This is a genomic window from Rossellomorea aquimaris, from assembly GCF_020171925.1.
Classification (GTDB): Bacteria; Bacillota; Bacilli; order Bacillales; family Bacillaceae_B; genus Rossellomorea; species Rossellomorea aquimaris_F.
In genome coordinates, this window is the sequence record NZ_JAIVAR010000001.1 from 1,145,491 (window position 1) to 1,168,702 (window position 23,212).

26 protein-coding genes are annotated in these 23,212 nt (G+C 44.2%); 4 read left to right on the plus strand and 22 right to left on the minus strand.

Features of this window, described 5'->3' with window-relative positions; genetic code table 11:
• Window positions 1–307: 307 nt before the first annotated feature.
• From LCM10_RS05970 to LCM10_RS06005, 8 genes are all read right to left on the minus strand, one after another.
• A complete protein-coding gene (locus LCM10_RS05970) occupies window positions 308–529 on the minus strand; it encodes a YozE family protein (protein WP_224875244.1) in 222 nt (73 codons plus the stop codon).
• A gap of 78 nt (window positions 530–607) precedes the next feature.
• A complete protein-coding gene (locus LCM10_RS05975; protein ID WP_224875245.1) occupies window positions 608–886 on the minus strand; it encodes a YokU family protein in 279 nt (92 codons plus the stop codon).
• A complete protein-coding gene (gene ablA, locus LCM10_RS05980) occupies window positions 876–2,291 on the minus strand; it encodes a lysine 2,3-aminomutase (protein WP_412103364.1) in 1,416 nt (471 codons plus the stop codon). Before ablA ends, LCM10_RS05975 begins: the two co-directional genes overlap by 11 nt.
• 70 nt (window positions 2,292–2,361) lie before the next feature.
• Window positions 2,362–3,198, minus strand: a complete 837-nt coding sequence (gene ablB, locus LCM10_RS05985) for a putative beta-lysine N-acetyltransferase (protein ID WP_224875247.1) — start codon at window positions 3,196–3,198, stop codon at window positions 2,362–2,364.
• Window positions 3,199–3,287: 89 nt separating this feature from the next.
• The gene (locus LCM10_RS05990; RefSeq protein WP_224875248.1) at window positions 3,288–4,556 is read right to left on the minus strand and encodes a peptidase; all 1,269 of its coding nucleotides are present in this window, start codon (window positions 4,554–4,556) and stop codon (window positions 3,288–3,290) included.
• 25 nt (window positions 4,557–4,581) lie between these two features.
• Complete coding sequence (locus LCM10_RS05995; RefSeq protein ID WP_224875620.1) at window positions 4,582–5,244, minus strand: 3-oxoacid CoA-transferase subunit B; 663 nt, start codon at window positions 5,242–5,244, stop codon at window positions 4,582–4,584.
• Window positions 5,223–5,915 (minus strand): 3-oxoacid CoA-transferase subunit A, encoded by a 693-nt coding sequence (locus tag LCM10_RS06000; RefSeq protein WP_224875249.1) that lies wholly within the window; start codon window positions 5,913–5,915, stop codon window positions 5,223–5,225. Before LCM10_RS06000 ends, LCM10_RS05995 begins: the two co-directional genes overlap by 22 nt.
• Window positions 5,900–7,237, minus strand: coding sequence for an aspartate aminotransferase family protein (locus LCM10_RS06005; protein ID WP_224875250.1), 1,338 nt, complete (start codon window positions 7,235–7,237; stop codon window positions 5,900–5,902). The genes LCM10_RS06000 and LCM10_RS06005 overlap by 16 nt, the downstream gene beginning before the upstream one ends.
• A 468-nt stretch (window positions 7,238–7,705) precedes the next feature.
• Between LCM10_RS06005 and LCM10_RS20760 the strand changes: the two genes are divergently transcribed.
• Window positions 7,706–9,508, plus strand: a complete 1,803-nt coding sequence (locus LCM10_RS20760) for a methyl-accepting chemotaxis protein (protein WP_224875251.1) — start codon at window positions 7,706–7,708, stop codon at window positions 9,506–9,508.
• Between the two features lie 250 nt (window positions 9,509–9,758).
• Here the strand turns inward: LCM10_RS20760 and LCM10_RS06015 are convergent, their stop codons facing one another.
• Window positions 9,759–9,914 carry a YjcZ family sporulation protein gene (locus LCM10_RS06015; protein ID WP_412103365.1) on the minus strand — a complete coding sequence of 52 codons (156 nt, stop codon included), beginning with the start codon at window positions 9,912–9,914 and terminating at the stop codon, window positions 9,759–9,761.
• A gap of 167 nt (window positions 9,915–10,081) precedes the next feature.
• Between LCM10_RS06015 and LCM10_RS06020 the strand changes: the two genes are divergently transcribed.
• Window positions 10,082–10,663: a DUF502 domain-containing protein gene (locus LCM10_RS06020; RefSeq protein ID WP_224875252.1), complete on the plus strand. Its 582-nt coding sequence runs from the start codon at window positions 10,082–10,084 to the stop codon at window positions 10,661–10,663.
• Window positions 10,664–10,740: 77 nt separating this feature from the next.
• Here LCM10_RS06020 and LCM10_RS06025 read toward each other — a convergent pair whose 3' ends face one another.
• The 4 genes from LCM10_RS06025 to rsgA form a co-directional block, all read right to left on the minus strand.
• The gene (locus LCM10_RS06025; protein WP_224875253.1) at window positions 10,741–11,241 is read right to left on the minus strand and encodes a PTS glucose transporter subunit IIA; all 501 of its coding nucleotides are present in this window, start codon (window positions 11,239–11,241) and stop codon (window positions 10,741–10,743) included.
• 107 nt (window positions 11,242–11,348) lie between these two features.
• The gene (msrB, locus tag LCM10_RS06030) at window positions 11,349–11,774 is read right to left on the minus strand and encodes a peptide-methionine (R)-S-oxide reductase MsrB (RefSeq protein ID WP_224875254.1); all 426 of its coding nucleotides are present in this window, start codon (window positions 11,772–11,774) and stop codon (window positions 11,349–11,351) included.
• Window positions 11,771–12,313: a peptide-methionine (S)-S-oxide reductase MsrA gene (gene msrA / locus LCM10_RS06035; protein WP_224875624.1), complete on the minus strand. Its 543-nt coding sequence runs from the start codon at window positions 12,311–12,313 to the stop codon at window positions 11,771–11,773. The genes msrB and msrA overlap by 4 nt, the downstream gene beginning before the upstream one ends.
• A gap of 137 nt (window positions 12,314–12,450) precedes the next feature.
• Window positions 12,451–13,491 (minus strand): ribosome small subunit-dependent GTPase A, encoded by a 1,041-nt coding sequence (rsgA, locus tag LCM10_RS06040; RefSeq protein ID WP_224875255.1) that lies wholly within the window; start codon window positions 13,489–13,491, stop codon window positions 12,451–12,453.
• 512 nt (window positions 13,492–14,003) lie between these two features.
• On the opposite strand from rsgA, the gene LCM10_RS06045 reads away from it, so the two are divergent.
• The gene (locus LCM10_RS06045; RefSeq protein WP_224875256.1) at window positions 14,004–14,747 is read left to right on the plus strand and encodes a DUF4397 domain-containing protein; all 744 of its coding nucleotides are present in this window, start codon (window positions 14,004–14,006) and stop codon (window positions 14,745–14,747) included.
• 37 nt (window positions 14,748–14,784) lie between these two features.
• Here the strand turns inward: LCM10_RS06045 and LCM10_RS06050 are convergent, their stop codons facing one another.
• From LCM10_RS06050 to LCM10_RS06070, 5 genes are all read right to left on the minus strand, one after another.
• Window positions 14,785–15,369: a YpmS family protein gene (locus tag LCM10_RS06050; RefSeq protein WP_224875257.1), complete on the minus strand. Its 585-nt coding sequence runs from the start codon at window positions 15,367–15,369 to the stop codon at window positions 14,785–14,787.
• 31 nt (window positions 15,370–15,400) lie between these two features.
• Window positions 15,401–16,198, minus strand: a complete 798-nt coding sequence (locus tag LCM10_RS06055) for an SGNH/GDSL hydrolase family protein (protein ID WP_224875258.1) — start codon at window positions 16,196–16,198, stop codon at window positions 15,401–15,403.
• A gap of 233 nt (window positions 16,199–16,431) precedes the next feature.
• Window positions 16,432–17,274: a DegV family protein gene (locus LCM10_RS06060; protein WP_224875259.1), complete on the minus strand. Its 843-nt coding sequence runs from the start codon at window positions 17,272–17,274 to the stop codon at window positions 16,432–16,434.
• 175 nt (window positions 17,275–17,449) lie between these two features.
• Window positions 17,450–17,704, minus strand: coding sequence for a DUF2535 family protein (locus LCM10_RS06065; protein ID WP_224875260.1), 255 nt, complete (start codon window positions 17,702–17,704; stop codon window positions 17,450–17,452).
• Window positions 17,705–17,877: 173 nt separating this feature from the next.
• Window positions 17,878–18,534 (minus strand): SOS response-associated peptidase, encoded by a 657-nt coding sequence (locus LCM10_RS06070; protein WP_224875261.1) that lies wholly within the window; start codon window positions 18,532–18,534, stop codon window positions 17,878–17,880.
• Window positions 18,535–18,753: 219 nt separating this feature from the next.
• On the opposite strand from LCM10_RS06070, the gene trhA reads away from it, so the two are divergent.
• Entirely contained in the window at window positions 18,754–19,392 is a 639-nt protein-coding gene (gene trhA, locus LCM10_RS06075; RefSeq protein ID WP_224875262.1) for a PAQR family membrane homeostasis protein TrhA, read from the plus strand.
• Between the two features lie 194 nt (window positions 19,393–19,586).
• Here trhA and LCM10_RS06080 read toward each other — a convergent pair whose 3' ends face one another.
• The 4 genes from LCM10_RS06080 to LCM10_RS06095 form a co-directional block, all read right to left on the minus strand.
• Complete coding sequence (locus LCM10_RS06080; RefSeq protein ID WP_224875263.1) at window positions 19,587–20,075, minus strand: dihydrofolate reductase; 489 nt, start codon at window positions 20,073–20,075, stop codon at window positions 19,587–19,589.
• Between the two features lie 40 nt (window positions 20,076–20,115).
• Window positions 20,116–21,072, minus strand: coding sequence for a thymidylate synthase (locus LCM10_RS06085; RefSeq protein WP_224875264.1), 957 nt, complete (start codon window positions 21,070–21,072; stop codon window positions 20,116–20,118).
• 196 nt (window positions 21,073–21,268) lie between these two features.
• On the minus strand, window positions 21,269–21,961 hold the full coding sequence (locus tag LCM10_RS06090) for an anthrax toxin lethal factor-related metalloendopeptidase (RefSeq protein ID WP_224875265.1): 693 nt from the start codon (window positions 21,959–21,961) through the stop codon (window positions 21,269–21,271).
• Between the two features lie 547 nt (window positions 21,962–22,508).
• Window positions 22,509–23,096, minus strand: coding sequence for a YpjP family protein (locus LCM10_RS06095; RefSeq protein WP_224875266.1), 588 nt, complete (start codon window positions 23,094–23,096; stop codon window positions 22,509–22,511).
• Between the last annotated feature and the right edge of the window lie 116 nt (window positions 23,097–23,212).

The following is a 23,212-nucleotide window of genomic DNA, read 5'->3' on the forward strand; positions in this document are numbered from 1 at the left end:
TAGAATAACAGCTTCCTTTTACTGTGGTTTCATATGAAATCATATCTATTTTCTCATCGTCAAAGACTTTGCCCTGATTGTTTATTGAAGCGGTAGGTGCTCGAATCCTGCGGATACTGTGTCCATTTGAGACCCTACAGGGCAAATGCTCGATGAGGCTCAACTCAGGTCCCTCGTAAGACAAGTACCTTGAGCTCAACTCAACCACTGCTCTCTTCTTCGAAAGCCACACCATTTAAGAATACTGCCTTAAAAAAAAGACTGACTTCAGTCAACATCTTCACTTCAGTCAGTCACGGGATACTCTTCATTTTTCTTCTATTAAATACTGCTCCCAGGCACGATCAAAGATTGACATACTTTCAAGATAAGCACCGTTCAATTCCAAATAGGTACTTATTGCATCATAATCCTTAGATTGCTTCGGGAAGGCATGATCGTCATATGCATCGTTTGCGAACCTGGTCAGGTCATCCTTTGCTGTAGGCTGCCTGAATTTCATTAAGAAATGATAAAATGATTTTCTCACGGGATCACCTATCCTTTTTACATTCTCTATTGTAAAAAGGATAGCGGATGAAGACGCATCCGTAAAGTGTTTGGGTCGTTAGAATCGGAAGTAATTTTTCTTCAGGAATCTTGGGATCTTGAGGAGTTCCTCAAAAGACGTTGAATCGGAAAGCTCCTTTGTGTCGATCAGCATCAGTTGATCCTCGATTTCATTGATCACTGCTTCCTCCTGATAGTGCATGCCGCATCCCCTGCACTTAATCCCGGGGACATCAGAAATCGTGATCGCCCTGGTCCCGTCCGGAAGCTCCCAGTAAACCGGCCCCTTCTCCTCCAGCACATCGCCTGCACCGCACCATTCACACTTAGTTCCCATCCAATGAATCTACCTTTTTATCATTATTCATCTTTGCGAGCATCGCTTTATGCTTCTTCTCTTTCAACTGATCACGTTTACCCCTGAAGTCCTTTAATGAATTATGGCCGGGATCTTCTTCATATTGCTTCCTCCGTTCCAACCTTTTCAAGCCGTTTGGCGTCAGGGAGGCATGTGTATCATTCATCAGGCCGGCGATTCCGATCGTTGGCGTTTTAATTTCTTCATCGTGATAAACTTCCTTGAAGTAATCATCCGCTCTTCCAGGCACATATCCTTCCGGTTCCGGATACGTCGAAATCACCCCTTCGAAGTTCCGCACGACGACCTTTGATGCACTTTGTGAAATAAGATAATTTGGCTGAAGCGAGATTTTCCCGCCGCCCCCGGGTGCATCTAGCACGAAGGTCGGCACCGCATAGCCCGAAGTATGTCCTCTCAATCCCTCCATGATTTCAAGCCCCTTGGCTACTGGGGCCCTGAAATGGCCGATCCCCTCGGATAAATCACATTGATAAATATAATATGGCCTGACTCGGATTTTCACGAGATCATGCATGAGTTTCTTCATGATCGGGGTGCTGTCATTGATCCCTGCAAGGATGACCGCCTGGTTTCCGACCGGCACGCCAGCATCGGCGAGCATTTCACATGCTCTCTTGGATTCCTCCGTGATTTCAATGCTCGTATTGAAATGTGTGTTCAACCATACAGGGTGATATTTCTTTAAAATGTTGCAAAGATTTTCCGTGATCCGCTGCGGGAACACGACCGGGGCCCTTGTTCCGATCCTGATGATTTCCACATGGGGGATATCCCTTAGATTCTTCAGGATGTACTCGAGGATCTGATCATTGATCAAAAGCCCATCTCCGCCTGATAATAATACGTCCCTAACGGCCGGAGTCTCCCTGATATAGTCGATCGCTGCATCCAATTGCTTCTTCGGTACGCCCATTCCGATTTGTCCGGAGAACCGTCTTCTCGTACAATAACGGCAATACATGGAACATTGATTTGTAACGAGGAACAGGACCCGATCCGGATATCGGTGTGTCAAGCCAGGAACGGGAGAGTCTTCATCTTCGTGCAAGGGATCTTCAAGATCATATTTCGTCTTGTTGATCTCCTTACCGATCGGCACCGATTGCATTCTGATCGGACACCTCGGATCATCTTCGTTCATCAACCAGGCGTAGTATGGAGTGATATTCAGAGGAATCGTCTTCGTTGAAATCCTTACGCCTTCTTCCTCTTCAGGGGTGAGATTCACCACTTTCTTGAGATCATCCAGCGTCCGTATCGTATTTGTCAGCTGCCAGAGCCAATTATTCCATTGTTCCTCGGTGACGTCCTTCCAAAGCTCGATCTCTTTCCAATCTCTCTTCGGTTTATAAAGATTCATTCTCAATCTCCCCACCATCTTTCTTCAAGATTCATATCAATCCCTAAGAAGAAAAGAAACACACCCTCCTTTATTGAGCCAAGTTCTTTTCCCATATATTCATATCTTCCATTTTGTCATGGATATAACAATTATTGGCGAGTCTTCCACGATACTGATAACCTAACTGATGGAACACAGCATTCATCCCGTATGAAAGCGCCCTGGCAATGGTATAAGCACAATAGATGTCCCTTTCCAGCAATTCTTCCTCCAACTTCAGGATCAGATGTTTCATGAACCCACCCTTCCTATGTTGAGGGAGCGTGGCACAGTCCGTCATTTCTGCATTGTGGTTCTTATGATCAATTTCAGCGGATGCGGCACTGATGATTCCCTCTTCACCCGTGATGCACACAAAGATTGTCCCATTCCTCATTGCGTCCCTTATATATGCCGGATCGTGCAAGGGGACAGGGTAAAGCTGGAATACCTCTTTATAAAGATGCGCAAGCCCTTCGACGTCATTGAGTCCTGCAAGGTGAATCTCATGCTCCCCTGCTTTCAGATGAGGATTGACCATCTGTTTCTGCACGGAGGCAAGGATTGCATCCTCCTTGCTCCAGAATTTGCTTGCCCTCCGCTCATCCTTCAAGTATTTGGACATGAAATGGGTGCAGTCTCCATTAAAATAGTACTGAATCTTCCCTTCATGTACGTACCCATTCTCCAAGAGTTGAAGTAACTGTGAATCCCTTGCCTTGATGATCAATTTTTCGTACGGAGAAGATAGGCACTCGTCATGAAGCAGTCCCAATAGTGTCGTCAGATCTCCCCTTACGTCGTCGACCCGAATCCTCTTATTCAGACCATCCCTATAAATGGAAGCTGTGAGCTTTGATCGTTTGATGACATCATATTTCTGCATAGCAAGCACCCTTTTTTAACAACATATGATTGGCCGATGGACGTTATGAAACAAACCTTTGAAGGACGATGGTCCATTAATGCTAACCATCATGCGCCATCATTACTCCAATCAATGATAAATAGTGACAGTATTTCTGCAGCCTGGAATACTCGATCAAGTTCAATGTATTCATTGCTATCATGAGCAACTTCAGTCGTCCCAGGTCCGAAAACGACGACCGGGATGCCTCCCCCTTTAGACAGGATGCCGCCATCGGTACCCCATGGAGAAGCTTCAATGACGGGTGGGTGTTCCATCACTCTTTCGAAAGACGTTTTCAATCCATCCATAATCGGGTGATCTAACTCCAGGTCACTCGGTTGCCAGCGCCCCCCAAACCATTCAATTTCAACAGGATGATTCTCAAACCACCCATCCACCTTAGACAAAGCTGTGAGACACTGCTCAACCTCCCTTTCCACTTTATCCATCGTTTCCCAGGGAGCAACACCTACCCTTCCTTCGATCATCGCCAAATCTGGAACGGATGAGGGCCATTTACCACTCTCTATTTTTCCGATATTGATGGGAAGCGGGATGGGGACGTTTTTATAAAGGGGGTCATCGATCTGTTTATTTCGTTCCACCTCCAGATCTTTCAGGGCCGAGATGACCGTATACGCATGATCAATCGCATTGACACCTTCATATCTTGTTCCCCCGTGTGCCGCTTTCCCTTTCACAACAACCCGGAACCACATGGATCCCTGTTGTTTCGGGAAGATCTTCATATTTGTAGGTTCTGGAATGATGGCGCCATCGGCTTTATAGCCCCTTGCTAAAGCAGCCAGGGTCCCTGTTCCACCACTTTCTTCTTCGATTACACTTTGAAAGATGATGTCCCCTTTAAGCGGAATGTCCAGATCATTGATCACTTCGATCGCCAGAAGCAAGGCCGAGGTCCCTCCCTTCATGTCTGTCGAACCTCTCCCATAGAGCTTTCCACCCTCGACTTTCCCACTATAGGGATCATACTTCCAATCGGCTTTATCGCCTTCTGGAACAACGTCGATATGACCATTCAAAATAAGGCTCCTGCCCTCGCCAGATCCCTTCCTGATTGCGACAAGGTTGGGATTTCCCTTGAAACTCTTCCGGTCACACCTAAATAAAGGATGATCAATTACCTCTTCCTCTTTTACTTCCCATATATCTAACTCCATCCCCAATTCCCTGCACTTCTCAATAATGACCGCCTGGGCCTTATATTCATTCCCTCTGACACTGTCTTCCTGGACAAGCTTTTGAAGAAGTTCGACTGTACCTTTCTTTTTTTCCTCTATCTTTTCTTTGATGAGACGATGGACTTCATTCAACACGATCCCTCCCATCCCGAATGATTCATTCAATGAATTGCAGCCCCGGGCTTACCGTAAAATCAGCTTCTGTAGAATCTTTGATTTCTTCCAACGTATAAGGTCGAAATAGTTCAATTAACGTCAAACGACCATGATCGATGGTGAATACGCCACGATCGGTGATAACCATGGAGACGCATTGTCTTGCCGTCAAAGGAAGCGAACACTCTTTGACTAATTTGCTCTTTTGATGTTTATCCAAGTGAGTCATCAATACGATCACCCTTCTCGCCCTCGAAGCAAGCTCGGTCGCACCGCCCATCCCCGGCACCTTCTTACCGGGGATGATCCAATTGGCCAAATCTCCCTTCTCACTCACTTCAAGTGACCCAAGAATGGTAAGGTCGATTTTCCCCCTCCTGATCATCGCAAAAGCGGCCGCGCTGTCCGTGTAGCTGCCCCCTTTCACCAAAGAAACAGGAAAGCCCCCTGCGTTGCAGAGGTTTTCGTCTTCTGTACCCTTTACGGGTGCAGGTCCTATCCCAACGATTCCGTTTTCCGAGTGAAAGGTCACTCCAAACCCTGAAGGAAGGTGATTAGGGACGAGCGAAGGGATGCCGATACCGAGATTGACGACCATCCCTTCCTTCACCTCCTTTGCGGCCCTCTTTGCCAACTTGTTCTTTATTCCCATATCCATTTCCAGTCGACTCCTTTAGAAGGCACAATATGATCGACAAATACACCAGAAGTCACGACCTCTTCGGGATCGAGCTCTCCACTTTCGACGATTTCCTCCGCCTCCACGATGGTGATATCCGATGCCATGGCAACCAGAGGGTTCGTGTTCCTTGCACTCTTGTCATATACAAGATTACCGAATGGATCAGATTTCTTTGCATAGATAATGCCCACCCGTGCGGTCAAGGCAGACTCGAACAAATAGGAAACACCGTCTATTTCTAGCTTTTTCTTTCCTTTGTTTAAATACGGATCATCATGGCCGATTTCTGTCACGATCCCTTTCAGTCCGACTCCCCCTGCTCTGATTCTTTCCGCCAATATCCCCTGTGGTGAAAACTCCACATCAAGCTCCCCTTCACTCATCAACCTTCCGGCAATTGGATTGGACCCGATGTGAGAGGCAATCACTTTCTTGACCCTGTCAGCTGCAATCAACTGACCAATGCCGATATGTGGGAATCCTGTGTCATTTCCAATGATCGTAATGTCCTTTATTCCCCAATCAAGAATGCATTTAATAATCGTCGGCGGGGAACCAACTCCCCCGAATCCCCCAAACATCAGGGTCATATCATGAAAGAAAAACGACTCGATCTGTTCATAGCTGCATACTTTGTTCAGCTGTCCAGACATTCACCGTCCCCCTTCCACTGCTTCTCCACTGATTGAAAAGTGGCACGCAATCTTTTATAAATTTCTTCAAGCTCCCGTTTCGAACAATTGAGGGGAGGCGATATGATGATGGCTGCCCCCCTTCTTCCGTCAATCCCTGCAGAAGCCGGGTAAAGAAGCACCCCGTTCTCGACTCCTGCATTCACAATCGAAGATGTAACCGCGCTTCCATTCGCACTTCCAAAGGTACTGAATTCCATTCCCAATAAGAGACCTTTTCCCCTGATTTCAAGGATGAAGGAAAACTCATTTTTTAATTTATTTAATAGATTCCTCAGATAAGTGCCTTTCCCCTCCACTCCATCGATGATGTTCTCTGAATCAATCAGCTTCAGTACAGCGAGTGCCGCAGATGAAGATAGAGGATTCCCACTGTATGTGTGTCCGCTCATGATGACTCTTGTCCCTTCAAGAATGGGCTCCATGATACGGTCGGAAATAAGGGTGGCTGCAATGGGGGCGTAACCTGCGCTCAACCCTTTCCCGACTGCCGTGATATCCGCTTGCACGCCCCATTGCTCAAGTGCCAGGAACGTCCCGGTCCTCCCACATCCAGTCATTACTTCATCCGAAATGAATAAAATTTCATGCCGTTCACAGATCTCTTTGATCCTGGAATAATAATCGCCTGGTGGAGTGATCGCACCGCCTGCTGCACCTATGATTGGTTCTGCAATAAAGGCTGCGATATTCTCTCCCCCGATCCTCTCGATCATGGTATCCAGCTGATTCGCACATGCAAGATCGCAGGAAGGATATGATTTACCGAAAGGACAGTTAGAACAATACGGGGGCTCAACTGTCGGCCAATCCCCGATCATTGAATCGAACCGTTCCCTCCTATGCGGGTGCCCCGAAGCGGACAGTGCACCGAACGTTATGCCATGGTAACTTAACCACCTGGACAAGATCCTCCGCTTCTTTGGCTTCCCCTTTTCCTGCCAATGTTGCAGTGCGATTTTAATTGCCGTCTCAACCGCCTCGGAACCACTGTTGACGAAGAAACTCCAAGGATATCCCGTTTTTTTATAAAGATATTCAGCGAGTTCCTCGGCAGGCTGATTACTGAATTGAGAACGATACACGAATGCCACCTTGCTCCCCTGTTCCACAATCGATTGAATGATTTCCTCCATACCATGTCCCAAATTAGCCGTCACGGCACCGGAACAAGCGTCAAGATATTCCTTCCCAGTCGTATCATACAAATAAACACCCTTGCCATAATCGATCATCGGATAATGATCGCCGATCAAGGGTTTAATCAAATGTGAATGAGGCATATTCTCCCTCCTGAAGAATCAAAATCTATCTTGAAGATCCCTTACTTACATGCATATGTTCAGAAATAGGAATCTTTCTTCGCTTTTCGAAAAAATGCCAATTTCAGGGGTATGGAATCACCACTCACCATATGGTTCTAAAGACCCATTCATATTCGCGCTAAAACGTTTTATTTATAATTCACAACGTTCGTCTTTCTCATAGACAAAAGGTGACCTTCTTCCACTAACCACCCCATCCATTGTGTTCATGCATCTTAACCAGAAAACGCACCTGCTTCGTCTCCATAAAAGCGAACAATAACATTAAATATGAATATTTTATACGCTTTTTTGAAACTTTGATAAAATTCTCAAAAATTCGACACAAAGTAGCTAAATAGACTAGATTAATCAGGATAATATGGTTAAAATAATGGTAAGTTCATCCTTAGATGCTACTTTTTACACGTCCAGGAGGGGGATGCAGTGTTCAAGAAAACGATTAAATCATCAGTCAAAAAGCCTAAGGAAAAAAAGAAGAAAAAGACAAACGGTGCAAAAAAGATAAAAAGTGGCGGACCATTTACATATTTCAGGACCATCCGAGGTAAAGTGGTCCTTTCTTTCGGGTTACTGACCATTGTCTTATTGATTCTCGCCTCAACTTCCTATTTCAATATGATGAAATTGGAAAGCGAGATTGATACCTTGATAGATTACGATATGCAAGTCGATACGAAGGTCAAAGATCTTTCCAAGGTACTGAACGACATTGAAATCGGGGAGCAAGGGTTTGTGATCACCGGTGCTACAGGGTTCCTTGCACCATATGGGAATGGGAAGAACCAGATCGAAAACCACTTTAAAGATCTTGAAGCATTATTGAAAGATGACCAGGAACAGCTTGATAAGCTGGACAAAATCAATAAGCAATATGGATTTTGGATTCAATTCGTCGACCGGGTCATCGAAACGAGGAAAGATAGCGGGCTCGAGAAAGCCGCTACGCTCGTTGAATCGGGAACCGGAAAAAAATACCTTGATGGAATCCGCTCCTATGTTGATATGATTGTCGTCGACCAGCAAAAAGACCTGGAAGAAAGGATTGATTCACTGCATCAACAAGTCATCCTTTCTAAGATGGTGACAATCGGATTATCTGCGTTTTCGGTGTTATTGGCGGTATTCTTCGGGTTCATCCTTTCGAATAATATCAAAACCAATGTCGGAAAAATCAGCCGCTCGATCCTCGAGATCGCCAGTGCAGGTGGAGATCTGACCAAACGGATCCGGGTAAAGTCCAAAGACGAATTAGCGGGACTTGCCTCTGATACGAACCAACTTATCGAAGGAATCGCAGTCCTTGTAAGGCAAGTGTCCGAGATGGCGGAAAATGTATCTGCAAGCTCACAACAATTGCTTGCCTCCGCCGAGGAGACATCAAGGACCATTAACTCGATTGCAGAGACTTCAAGTGAAATTGCTGCCGGCACTGATCAGACAACGATGAAGATGTCGACTTCATTCGAAAAGATGAACAGCCTGGAAGAGGCCGCACGATTTCTTTTCGAACAAGCTGATTTGGTGAAGCAGACAGCCAATGATATGAGAAAGGTCGCAGAGAAAGGCGGTAAGTCCGTTCAAGCTTCTTCCTCAAAGATGATGAACATTGAAGAGACCATGGCCACCACAAGTGAAACCGTCGAAGCTCTCGGAAAACGTTCTGCCCAAATCACGACCATCATTGGAACCATCACCGATATTGCAGAGCAAACAAACCTATTGGCTCTGAATGCTGCCATCGAGGCGGCACGGGCAGGTGAACACGGACGCGGCTTTGCCGTTGTGGCAGATGAAGTCAGAAAGCTTGCCGAGCAGTCTCAAAAGGCTGCAAAAGGTGTGACGGAAATCGTGCATAGCATCCAGGAAGAGGTCAACGTCATCATCAAACAGAATTCAGAAGGTGTGAAGGAAGTCATTGCTGGTGTTGAAATCACCAATGAGACGAATGCTTCACTAGAGGACATACTGAACCAGACCAACAAAACGACCGTCGTTGTGAATGAAATGGTCGATCATATCCAAGCCACTCTAGACCTAAGCCAGGAAGTATCCACTTCCTTTGCACAAGTGAACGAAATCGCAGCGGCCACTGCAGCCAACACCGAAACAACCGCAGCAGCATCCGAACAAGGATCCGCTGCCATGCAAGAAGTGACCGCAAGCGCTTCTGAACTATCTCAACAAGCAGAAAAACTAAAGGAACTCGTATCCAGCTTCAAGATATAAGCCGTTTACTATGTAGTAACCTTTTGGTGCATTCGAGTGAATCGAACGTTTCACTCGCCTTTCAGCAAAGCTGAAAGAATAACAAAAAACGCCGGGGCAAATGAAATTGCCCCGGCGTTTTTTGTTATTCTTGCGACATGAACCAAATGCTCATCTAGAACTGTTACTTTTCATCTTCAACTGAAACTTTTCTTTTAAACAATCAGAGGCACCTAAATATCAGCACCTCAAGTCATTTTCATTTATCCAATTATCTTCCGCAGTAACAAACTGCACCGATGATGATTAACAAAATGAACAATACAACAATCAAAGCGAAACTATTTCCGCAACCTACTCCGGCAACTGGGTATCCGTATCCTGGATACATTGGAGTTTGAGCAGATTCTACAGCACCTTTATACATACATATCTCTCCTCATTTTTTATTTACAATGTAATTGTATGTAAAGTGCCCGGCCACTGTTTGTGCATTTGCCCATTTTGCCCACAAAGAAAACTTTTCACCTCTACATCTTTTTACTATACTAAGATTAACTTATAAGAAATTGCATATGAAGAGGAGCTTATGAAATGAAGTGGTTTATAAAATCGTTATTGAATGGGATCTTAACAATCGTCCCGATTGCGTTAGTCATATATGTCGTATATAAGATGTTCGTTTTTCTCGATAGCCTGCTTGGAAACATCATGAAGCCATACTTGGACGAAAATTATGTCCCTGGTATCGGCCTTCTCGCAACCATCATCCTGTTGACCTTGCTAGGTTGGTTATCGACTAAATTCATCACCGGTGCGATCATCAGCCTCGTGGATATTGTGCTCAATAAAATCCCTTTCGTCAAAACCATCTATTCGGTCATCAAAGATACGATCCACTCGTTTGTCGGGGATAAAAAGTCATTCTCCAAGGTAGCCTTGGTCACAATGCCAGGTACGAATATGAAGTGCCTTGGATTCATCACGACTGAAAACCTTCATGACCTGCACGATGACCTTATTGGCCATGTTGCCGTCTACATCCCACAAACGTTTCAAGTAGCTGGCATGACATTCCTGATTCCTAAGGAAGACATCGAAATCCTCGATATCAAATCCGAGGAAGCAATGAAATTCATCTTGTCCGGGGGCATGGCCTCAAAGAAAGAATCGTAAATGATATTTTTTAAGTGCTGAGACCTAAAAAGGTGAACCATCGTCATGAAATCGACGATGGTTCACCTTTTTCACATTTATTTAGCTGAGATTTCAAGAACTTCCTCTTGTCCTGCAGAGACTGACACTGCCTCTTTCTTCACTAAATCAGCCATGTTGTCCCCATTGGTAAGAATGATGGGTGTAATGGTACTTTTGGCTTTTTCTTTTACCAATTCAAGATCGAAGGTGATGAGGGCATCCCCTTTACTAACCTTCGCCCCCTCTGCAACATGTGCTTCAAACCCTTCACCATTCATGGAAACCGTCTCAAGACCGATGTGGATCAAAATCTCTGCTCCATTCTTCGCTTTGATCCCGACAGCGTGCTTCGTAGGGAATAGCTGCATGATCTCTCCATCCACTGGTGAAACCACTTTTCCATCAGTAGGCTCGATGGCGATCCCATCCCCCATCATCTTTTGAGAGAATACCGGATCAGGGACTTCATCCAATGACTTGACTGTACCAGTCAATGGTGCAGATGCAATAACGGTTTTAGGAGCTTCTTCTTTTTTTCCGAATAATTTTTTGAACATAACGTCTTCACCTTCCTATGGTCACTATATACACATATGTACTCTTCTATAAACATGCTCACCATATCCTAGCACATATGTGAAACATCTCACAACTGATATGGATATCAGAATAGTTTTTTATAGGCACTGTACCCTTCTTCATCAAGCTTGTCATAAGGGATGAATCTGAGCGCTGCAGAATTGATGCAGTACCGCAGTTTCGTCGGACCCGGTCCATCATCGAACACATGCCCGAGATGGGATTCACCCGACTTGCTTCTCACTTCGGTCCTGACCATGAAATGACTCCGGTCTTCTTTCTGTTCAATTTCCTCATCATCGATCGGCTTCGTGAAGCTTGGCCACCCACATCCTGCATCGTATTTATCCTTGGAACTGAATAGTGGCTTCCCGGAAACGATATCCACGTATATCCCATCTTCAAATTCATTCCAATATTCATTCCTGAACGGAGGCTCCGTCCCATTATTCTGTGTCACTTCATATTGAATCGGCGATAGCTTTTTCTTTAAATCTTTTTTATCCTTCAACTGTCCTCACCCCAATGTTCATGTTTGAAAGCCACTCTTCCGGATCCACGGCTATATCGGTCGTAATGCACCGGATTTTTCTTATAGTAATCCTGATGGTACTCTTCAGCAGGGTAAAATTCACTTGCCGGCAGGATCTGCGTCACGATCGGTTTCTTGAATTTCCCCGATTGTTCAAGCGCCCGCTTCGATTTCTCGGCAAGTTCTTTCTGAGTGTCATCATGGTAGAAGATTGCAGTCTTATAGGAATGTCCCCTATCAAAGAACTGACCGCCTGGATCTGTGGGATCGATCTGCTGCCAATAGACCTCCAGTAATTGTTCATATGGGAATTTTTCAGGATCGTATTCAATCTGGACAGCCTCAAAATGCCCTGTCGTCTCTGAACACACTTCACGATAAGTCGGATCTGGAGTACTACCTCCTGTGTAGCCCGAGATGACACTCTCTATGCCAGGTTGTTCATCAAACGGTTTCACCATGCACCAGAAGCATCCTCCGGCAAAAGTAGCTTTTTGATAAGCACCTTCATTCGACATCTTCATCATACCTTTCTTCGTGATATATAAACTTTTCCCTTTGTAAGAAATTTTAACTCATTGAGGCGAAAAATTAAAAGAAAGTAAACCGAAAGCAAAAAATCGATCCAGGCATACGCCGGACCGATTTCACTCCATCATTTCATTTTCCGTTGCTTTCCGATGCTTTTCCATTTCTTTCGTTCCAGCGATTCAAGCCTCTTATTCCCTCTTCTCTCCGTATAAGCAATCTCTCTTTGCAGCTTTTTATATTGAAGAAGTCGCGTTTCGTCCAATTCGCCTGATTGGATGGCTTCACGAATCCGGCATAAGGGCTCCTCTTCATGTGAGCAATCCTTGAATTTGCATGCGAGCGCAATTTCTTCAATATCACCGAACTGCGTGGAAAGTCCTTCCTGCCCCTGCCAAAGCTGGATCTCCCTCATCCCAGGCGTATCAATGATGGAAGCCCCATTCTCAAGAAGGAATAATTCCCTGTGGGTGGTTGTATGTCTCCCTTTATCATCGCTTTCCCTGACTTCTTTTGTTTTCTGGACGATCGAGTCCATAAGAAGGTTCGTCAACGTCGACTTACCGACACCCGATGAGCCTACCAATGCCACCGTTTTCCCCAGCTCGAGGAAAGGTCTGAGGTCATCAATCCCATCCCCAGTAACGGAGCTGATATTGATCACGTTCACCCCGAACAGTTTTTCCTTCACCTCTATTCTCTTCTCTTCTGCTGTCTCGCACGCGTCAGCTTTCGTCAGCACGATAACCGGGTTCGCTCCACTTTCCCAGCACAGTAACAGGTATCGTTCCAATCGGCCGATATTCAGGTCGTCATTCAGTGATGAAAGGATGAAGATGGTATCGATGTTTGCCGCAATGATCTGTTCCTCAGCTTCAAGGCCTGCCTTCTTCCTTGAGAACTTACTATTCCTTTGTAGCAGCCCTTCTATGACACGACCTTCTTTATTGAGTTTCACCCAGTCACCCACTGCGGGCAACCCATCCCTGTTGATCGTTTCGAAGTGGAGTCTTCCGGAAATCTTACAAAGGATATCCTCATCATGGGTCATGACCATATAGGCCCCTTTCTGCTCAGTCACGATCCTGCCCAATCCGTTAATATTCATCTGTGCGTCATTTAACTCTTCTACTTTATTAGTGAAAATGCGTTTTCTTATCGTATTCAAATGTGAATCCTCCCTAAAATTAAAAAAATCCATCAGCGCTCTGCACGCCAACGGATTTTACATTTAGGGTATATTGACACCTCTAAAAAGAATTCCCGGATAAAGCGGTTTGTTGACATGCAGAGACATTATGTTCATTTAATCGTTTGTACATTCCCATAGACTTTCTCATAACACATCACCCGCTTTCAATTTGATAGTTCCATTATCTCCTATATGATGGACTATTTCAAGAATTTTTTTATTTTATTGACTATTTCCGTAAACTTTGTTGCTTTTGAAGAAGGAAGCAGTGGTTCATTTGCGCTCCACGTACGGTACTCGCTTTCTGTGGGTATCGAAGTCTTGCACGGAAATCAACAGCGGTGTTTAACAAAGATATTCAAGTAACAACTAACGTTGCGAATAGAGCTATTTCACTTAAACTCCTGTTCATTCAGTATAGGTATTTTCACCATTTTTCATTATAAGCATAATCTATTGTGGCGAGAACGTTAAAAGGGGAGAACGTGATGAATAAACAACAGGAATTATTAAATAAAGCGGCCATGTATGATTTGTTATCAGGATATTATAAATACAATGACCCCTCGAAACATATCCATTTCTATCAAAAGCATTTGAAGTATATGAATGCTGCAATCAGGGAGCAACAGATGGACATTTACCGTGCCAGTCAACCATCTTATGTACGTGTGCTTCATGCTGTCCCGGATGCACCGAACGTTGATGTGTATATCAACGCGAATCGGGTATTAAGGGATGTGGCATTCAAGGATATCAGCGACTATCTGACTCTTCCTGCAGGAAAATATCATATCGACATTTATCCAGCCGGTACGGGGGTCAGTACCTTGATCAGTAAAAAAGTGAAAATCGAACCAGGAAAAGTTTACACCCTGGCAGCAGCAGGGACATCCAATAAGCTGCAGCTCCTACCTTATCTCGATGATCCCGCTGTACCTCCGGGGGAGACAAAGCTCAAGTTCATCCACCTTTCACCCGATGCCCCATCGGTCGACATCGGCGTCAAGGGAGGGGACACGGTCTTTGCTGACATTTCGTATAAAGAAGCGTCAGACTATTTAACACTCACTCCGATGACAGTCAATCTTGAAGCCAGAAAGGCAGGCACGAAGGATAAGGTACTCGATATCCCCAATGTCAAACTTGAACCTAACCAATCTTATACGGTAGTAGCTGTAGGCTTGGTTGAAGGGACTCCGGAACTTGAAGTCCTGCTTCTGAAAGGATAGAAAAAAAGGATGACCGCATGCGGTCATCCTTTCGTACTTATTGAGCCCGATCCACCGGCACCAATAGACGGAACATGATGTTATCTTCCTTTAAATCAAATTCCTTCGCTCTCACTTTGATATCACTCTTTAATTTCATTTCCTGCAATGAGACATAGATCAATTCGTCATTTGGCTGAATCTTCACCCAGTCAGGGAACTGATATGAATCCCTGATGACCTTCATCACGTACGAAACCGGCAAATTAAGTGAACCGACAGAGATCGACTTCTGCTTTAGAAGTATGTCTCCATTATCAAGTGCTTTCGGTTCAAACTTTAACTCGACGTCGATGTTCGTCGAGAATACAGGGACTGATCCATGTAACTCCACGTCATCCTTCAGCTGCACATCATAATCGACCGGGCCTTTAAGCCCTTCCTCTTCTATATAATGCTTAATGATGAGGTTCAGGTCATCTTTATTGGACCGGATATCGAACCCTACCTCGTTATCTTTTACTTTTTGATCAGGCAGTTCTTCATCCTTAATAGGGGCAAAAACCATCGATAAAATGATCACGAGTCCCAAAATCAATGCACCCAATAAGGTAAAGAAAGCTACCTTCCACTTGTTCTTCATCGTGGCTTCTCCTCTTCTTACTGAATATGGTTTATTCGTTTGTCAGTCTTGCAATTGTTTCCCCTTGTGACAGACTCTTAAACATACGGTCTGAAATTAACTTGTATCCTTCATCATTCGGATGGAAATAGTCTTCAAATAATAGCGTATCGCCAGTATCGATGAATAAATCATCTATTCTTACGAAAAGGGTCTTGTCGTAACGGCTCAACACTTCTTCACTGGCACTGTTCCAATTGGTGATGATCTGGTTCACTTCATCAATATCGGAAAACCAGCTATTGAAAGGGTTATAAAGCCCTACAAGAACAATGCCCGCGTCTTTATTGTAGGATCTGATCGTTTGAAAGATCTGATCGAGCCTGGACTGATACAAGCCTTTCTCCTCCTGAAAGACTTCTAACCTTAGATGTGAGAGGTTTTCCCTGAAAATCTTCATCACATCGTTACCGCCAATCGTGATCATGACCATGTCTGCTTTTTCAATCGATTGTTTCACGTTCTCATCTTTTAATCGTTTGAGAAGCTGATCTGTTCGATTGCCCCTCACGCCATAATTATGGAACTGGGCATGATTGATCCCTTCGAGTGACTCCAAATGATCTTTGAGAAATGGGACGTATCCTCCGCTTTTCGTACTGTCCCCTACACCCTGTGTGAGGGAGTCACCAATGGACACGATCTTCAAATTTTTAGGTATAAAGTCTTCATTCGGCTTTTCTTTTTCCCACAAGGAAACTTCCCTTGTTACATGGTTGGCTGCTTCTTCCAAGGAGCAACCGGATAAGAGAAGGACAAAAGCAAGCAAGAAGAATGCTATTCTTTTCATATTCTTCACCTCGCTTACGGTATAATCTTATTATATCACGACAACTTATACGTAAAACCACTGTTAAGCATACATAACAAAATTGTAAACTGGTTTCATCGAGCCCTTTTTGGCAGGAAGTAACCACTTGCCTATAGTAGTATATGTAAAAAGATAGAAAATTGAATCCTCATAGGGACACGACCTTCCGTGTATGTTCAAAAACGGCGAAGGGCAAGCCCCCGCCGTTTCCATTAGTCAGTATAATACATGAACCCGATCGCACCGATTCCTGTGTGGGTGCTGATGATTGGTGTCGTTTCGGCAATATCGAAATCTTCAAATCCGGTTTTTTCGATGATTTTATTTTTCAAACTTTGCGCAAGCTTCAACCCGTCAGCGTGGACCAGTCCAACCCCTCGTATCGTTTTTCCCTTAACGTCTTCAACGAATTGATTGGAGAGATATTTTACTACCTGTGAGTGACTGCGGACCTTGGCAACAGGCGTATATTCGCCACCAGCCAGGGAAGCGATAGGCTTTATATTGAGGAGCGAACCGATCATGGCGCGGCCCTTCCCGATCCTCCCGCCTTTCACAAGGTTTTCAAGGGTATCGACGACTACGAACAAATTCGTTTTGTTACGGATCTCCTCGATCGCAGCCAGAATGTCCTCAAGCGATTTCCCCTGTTTTGCAAGTGAGGCTGCTTCCAACACCTGAAATGCCAAGCCCCTGGAAATGAATCTGGAATCAACAACTGTCACACGGGATTCAGACATTTCTGCCGCGGACTCTGCTGATCGTACAGTACCGCTCATATTACCCGTCATGTGGATAGAGACGACTTCCGAACCATCCTTCCCGAGTTCATCATATAATTCAAGAAATGCTCCTGTAGGTGGCTGTGAACTTTTAGGAAGCTCATCGGAAGCTTTCATCTTGTCAAGAAATGCTGAAGGAGTCAAATCAACCCTATCTAAAAACGTTTCTCCATCAATCGTAATCGATAAAGGAACTACGTGAATGTCTAATTCTTTTATTTCATCATCTGTTAAATCAACTGTTGAATCTGTTACGATTTTAATTTTGCTCAATTTTGCCACATCCTTCTACCATATCCATTGTATTATAACGTTTATAAGACAGGATTAAAATAGATTTTAACAATTGTTCGTGCCTTCCTTCAATTAATACCGAAACTTTGCCACACTTCTCTTAAAAAGAAGCCGAGTCCAAAGTTTGTAAAAACCCTGGACTCCGCCCCGTTGATCACGCATTATTTTTCAATTCTTCAGAGTGATAAATTCGTTCATAATCAGACCATTTCATCGTGTTTTTCAAGTATTCCCTAAAACTGAAAACGGATTTACGAGGAGGAGATTCCTTCTGGATCTTCGAAATGAATGCATTCAGTTTCAGATTCACTCTGAAATAGAGCGGGCTGTCTTCCTTTAATACAGGAACTTCTAAGATTTTGACTTTCCTTCCATACTTTGATTTGAACTCAATGGTTTTTGTCAGCAAAGTATCAATCCTCTTTTATACCCGATTATGTCTCTATTATACAGCAAAACACCTGCACAAAATGTCTAATCCTGCAATATCCGAATTTTTTTTCGTGAAATGAACGGAGGGGACATGATGGATAATTGGGCTCATACGTCTTACCATCATTCATTCCAACACGCGGTGGTTAATCAGGAGTCAGCGGGTTCTATGCATTCTTTCACATCATTCTTTGGAGAATTCACAAGTGTTGATACCCCATAGCTCTTCATCTTGGTTTCAGGGTATGGCTTAAGGAGCGTGGATGCTTCCCCGAATGAATGTTTTGGGTCAAGCCACATGTCGATTTGCTCATTGTCGTGCAGAATGACCGGCATCCTGTTATGCACCGGACTTACAACCGCATTGGCCTCGGTCGTCAAGATCGTCGATGTCACCAGTCCATCCTCACTCCTGTCCCAGAGGGCTGCAAATACAAACGGCTTTTCGCTTTTAAGCTGGAAACGGACCGGTCTCTTTCCTGAGTCCCCTGGTTTCCATTCATAAAATCCATCCGAAAAGATGACCATCCTTTTTTTATGGACCAATGAACGAAAACTTGGTTTTTCAAGAAGTGTTTCACTCCGCGCATTGATGAGCGGTTTCCACTTATCCCGCTTTGCCCAGGAAGGAACAAGTCCCCAGGTCGTATGCCCCGCTTTCCGTTTTCCATCATGAGAAATGAGTGATAAAATTTTTTGTGATGGCGCGATATTATATCGCGGGGCCGTATCTTCAATGTATTCATCAATCATGAATTGACGTATTAATTCTTCAAGAGGAGTGGTCAAGGAAAATCTTCCGCACATATGGATCACCTCATTATAATCGAATATCTTTCTTTAATTGTACATCAAGAACACCTGTCATGATAGGTGGACACCACAATGGAAATGCTAAGAATGTCTTGGAATTCAAACAATCCATTTTAAAAATACCAGGATAATGTTTAATGGTTGCAGAATCCTGAAAAGAGGCATAAGATTAATACACATTACCATATTGTTCTACTGAAAGGGTGCGTGCACTTGACCTATGATTTTGATTATTCAAATTGGAAAGAAGAAATCGCCAACGCCATCACTCACGGCATCGGGTTGATCTTAAGCATCCCGGCCTTGGTCATGCTTGTCTTATTCTCGATTGAAAGAGGCACTCCTTGGCATATCGTCAGCTTTACGATATTCGGCGCTTCCATGATTCTTCTGTATCTATTCTCAACGCTGCTACATAGTTTTAAACCATCGAAAGTCAAGAATATCTTCGCCATTCTCGATCACTCAGCAATCTATGTACTGATTGCCGGGACCTACACGCCTTTTATGCTCGTAAGCGTAAAGGGAGCACTTGGATGGACCCTTTTCGGGATTGTTTGGGGGCTTGCAATCGTTGGCATCGTGTTTAAATGCTACTTTGTACAGCGATATCAAATCGTTTCGACCCTCTTCTATCTTGTGATGGGTTGGCTTGTCATCATTGCCGTCAAACCGCTATATTTCAGTTTGACAGGTGCAGGCTTCTCGCTGTTATTGGCTGGAGGGGTACTGTATTCAATCGGAGCCGTATTCTATGTTTGGAATAAGCTCCCATACAACCATGCCATCTGGCATTTATTCGTGCTTGCAGGCAGTGGCTGCATGTATTTTTGCGTTTTGTTCTATGTATAGTTTGGTATCGGGGGCTAGTATTTGTCTCAGTTCAACAAGCTGTCAAGTATAATTTATCAAAAGAACAGCCTAAGGGCTGTTTTTTGTTTACGACCATAGCTAAAAAGAAAATTTCCATATCAAACATCCCCCTCAAAATCCAAACGCTAAAAGACCTCTCCTGGATTTTCGCTGGAGAGGTCTAAAAGTACCCTTTATTGCTTTCGATCCAATATCATAAAATAGTAGTCATAAGGATTCTTCTCATCCTTCGGGCCTTTCTCCCTACTGATTACATCCCATTCATCACGATTGAATGGTGGGAAGAACGTGTCCCCATCAAACTCATCTTCAATCAATGTAAGATATAGGCGATCCGCATGGGGAAATGCTTCTTTAAAAATCTCCGCACCTCCGATAACGAACACCTCATCCTGCACATTTGGTGCAACTGCTGTGATTTCTTCAATGGAATGGATGATGGTGCAGCCTTCCGCTTCGTACTGCTTATCCCTTGTGATGACAATGTTTTCTCTACCAGGTAAAGCCTTTCCGATCGATTCATGGGTTTTCCTTCCCATCACGATCGGACTGCCCATTGTGACTTTTTTAAAGAAAGCTAAATCCGCAGGCAAATGCCATGGGAGCTCATTATTCTTTCCTATTGCAGAATTCTTGTCCATCGCTACGATAAAAGAGATCATAACACTCACTTCCCCTCTCGACTAAATCGTCATCATTTGCTTATACTGCAACCGGTGCCTTGATCGCAGGGTGCGGATCATAGCCTTCGATCTCGAGATCATCCATCTCCACTTCGAACACCGAATTCACTTCACTCTTTATGTTCAAACGAGGAAAACTTCTTGGCTCGCGCTTTAACTGTGTCTCGATTTGCTCAATGTGATTTGTATAGATATGGGCATCTCCGATCGTATGGACGAAATCGCCGACTTCGAGCCCGCATTCGTGAGCAATCAGGTGAGTCAATAACGCATAGCTTGCAATGTTGAAAGGGATTCCCAGGAAGATATCTCCGCTACGTTGGTACAGCTGGCAACTCAACTTACCGTCTGCCACATAAAACTGGAATAGGGTATGACAAGGCGGCAACCCCATCATCGGGACGAATTCAGGTGACCAACTCGACAGGATCAATCGCCTTGAGTCAGGATTATCTTTAATCTGTTGGATAAGGTCCTTCAGCTGATCAATCGTATCCCCTTGTGTCGTTTCCCATGCACGCCATTGCTTTCCGTATACGGGACCTAGTTCCCCGTATCTCGCAGCAAATGCATCATCCTGAAGGATCCGCTCTTTGAATTCGTTCATTTCCTTTTTGTATTTCTCATTGAATTCTTCATCCTGCTGGCTCCTGAGGCCGAAATCCTTCATATCAGGGCCCTGATAGTCCTGGCTTTCTATCCAATTCTTGAATGCCCATTCGTTCCATATGTTGTTATTGTGCTCCAGTAGGTAACGGATATTTGTATCTCCTTTGATGAACCAGAGCAATTCGCTCGCCACAAGTTTGAAAGGAACCCGCTTAGTGGTCAAGAGTGGGAACCCTTTTTGGAGGTCGAACCTCATTTGATAGCCGAAAACCGAACGTGTGCCAGTACCTGTCCGATCCTCTTTTTCATGGCCATTCAGAAGGACATGACGGCACATATCCAGGTATTCAAATTCATCGTGTTTCACAATGATCACTCCTGTTCCATTTTGGTATAGCTTAATGCGTTCGGTTGTTTAAGTGTAACGGCTCTGTTAAATACCGCTGTGTATTTCTGTGCAATAGCTAGGATCGGGAAAACATTCAACAGAGCTAGAGTAATAAAAACAGCAGAAGGTACCGGGCTATGTCCTAACGTCCTTCTCTAGCAATGTTGTCCACCTTCTAGAACATCGATTGGTAGTAACTGTAAGTTGAGGGAGCTTTCTTTTTTAATAGGTTTCTAGATTCCGTGTCGAGGAAGTACATGGCAAATGTCTCGGCAAAATATTCTTCACGATAGTCGATGAAGTACGCCTGATCAGGGAATAACAGCGGTGCCTCCCGCTTCCATACAGAGAGGAACGCCATCTCCGAATAAGGATCCGTCAAGATATACCGGTCGATGCTATGGGCGATTTCATGCAGTTCGAGGTTGATGGAATTGTGCCCCTTCCCCTTCTCACTGTGACCGATCTTTACTAGGACAAGTTTGGATCCGCCTATTCCAGGTACTTCATCCCACGTTGTACTTTTATTAGTGTACCCTCTTGGGGTAACTCCTTTCAAGTGGCTTGTGCTCGAAAAATCGGTTAATTTTTGTTGAAATAATCGTACTTTTATTTCTTTGTCTTCTATATCGGTCAATAAGCCGGGATTGATATGATCGAGTCTCTCAATGATTGCAATCGCTTCTTTTTGATCGTACTCTGTCTCCGGCAGCAACACGATGTTTTCAAGCTGTCCGGCCGACTGAAGTTGGAGTGCGGTATTTATGGGTGAATGTTTTAAGGGTACACCACTATAGCTCGCTTGTGTTTGCTTCCAGATGATGATTGATGAGGTGATGATGGTGAGGAAGATGAGTATGCGTTTCATTACGTAACCCCCGTACATGAGAAGTTACTATTATTCTACCATAATGAAATCTCCTTTTTTAGGAAGAGTTCTTTCCATTTCCGATAAGTAGAGGGTGGGACATAACGAAGAACTCTTCAACTAATGAGGAACAATATCAGTTCCAGTTTTTAATGCCGCTATTGATTTCCGTGCAAGACTTCGCTTTCCGCAGGTAGCCCGTAAGCCTTCTCGGGGCCAAAGCTCCTGCGTGTTCGAACAGTGGGAAGTGGGCGTTTTGCTCCCTTTGAAAAATGTTCTTCGACTTTAGAGGCGCTTTTTGCCTCAAAAGTCGAAGGTTAATTTTCAAATGGGAGCAGACCACTGGAGCTAGACAGATCTTACATTGGCCACTTCTCTCGCAGGAGTCTTCGTCTTGCACTCCAATCAACCGCTACTCAGAGGTGAAATCTACTCTTACAGTTATATATTCAAATTAAAAACCCGGACTAATTTGCCTCTAAATAAACAAATTAGTTCGGGTTTCACTTTGTCTAAACAATTTTGTCTAGCCTCTTCTAGGTTATGATTACGACACGCTCATCCACTGTGGCGGTGTGTTTTTATCCCAATAGATGCTTCCAAGGTTATGGTGGGTCTGAAAGTCGTCATGGACCGTATGGTAGTGGAAATTGAAATAATAGCCTTCTTTTGGCGGATGGTCTTTTCTCACATGGAATCTGATGACGTCCTTGCCCGTTCTCTTATCGTAAATATGAAAGATCTTCTCCGTTCTCGCGTATTGAGGTACTTCCGATATCACAAGGAACGACAGATCTTCTTCATATTGAATCGCTGTCTGCTCGATTGCATCTTGCATCTTTGGCAGTATGACACTCCTGAATTCATCTTCGATCGCAGGCTTGATTTTCGTCCCGAACTTCACATACGCCTGCTCCTCCGCCTGTGTCATCATGTTCTCCAGGAAATCTTCTTTTGATAATTCCGTTTCCTCCCGCAGGACCTCTTCTTCCGCGCGTTCGACTGATGATGCTTTGCTGCTGTCTTTCGCGAGGGCTTGTCCTTGTTCATTCAAGAACGCCTGTGAAGGGGAAACGAGTCCGAATGTAAGGATCGATATAAGTACAAAAAACGACTTTTTGAGCCAGATTGCCATGAATAACGTCCTTTCCTATGTATTGCTTCTATTATTATACTATTTAATACGATTAAAAAGTGAAAAAGGTTTCATTTTTTTGTAGGATATAAAAATCTTTATGTGGTAGTATATTA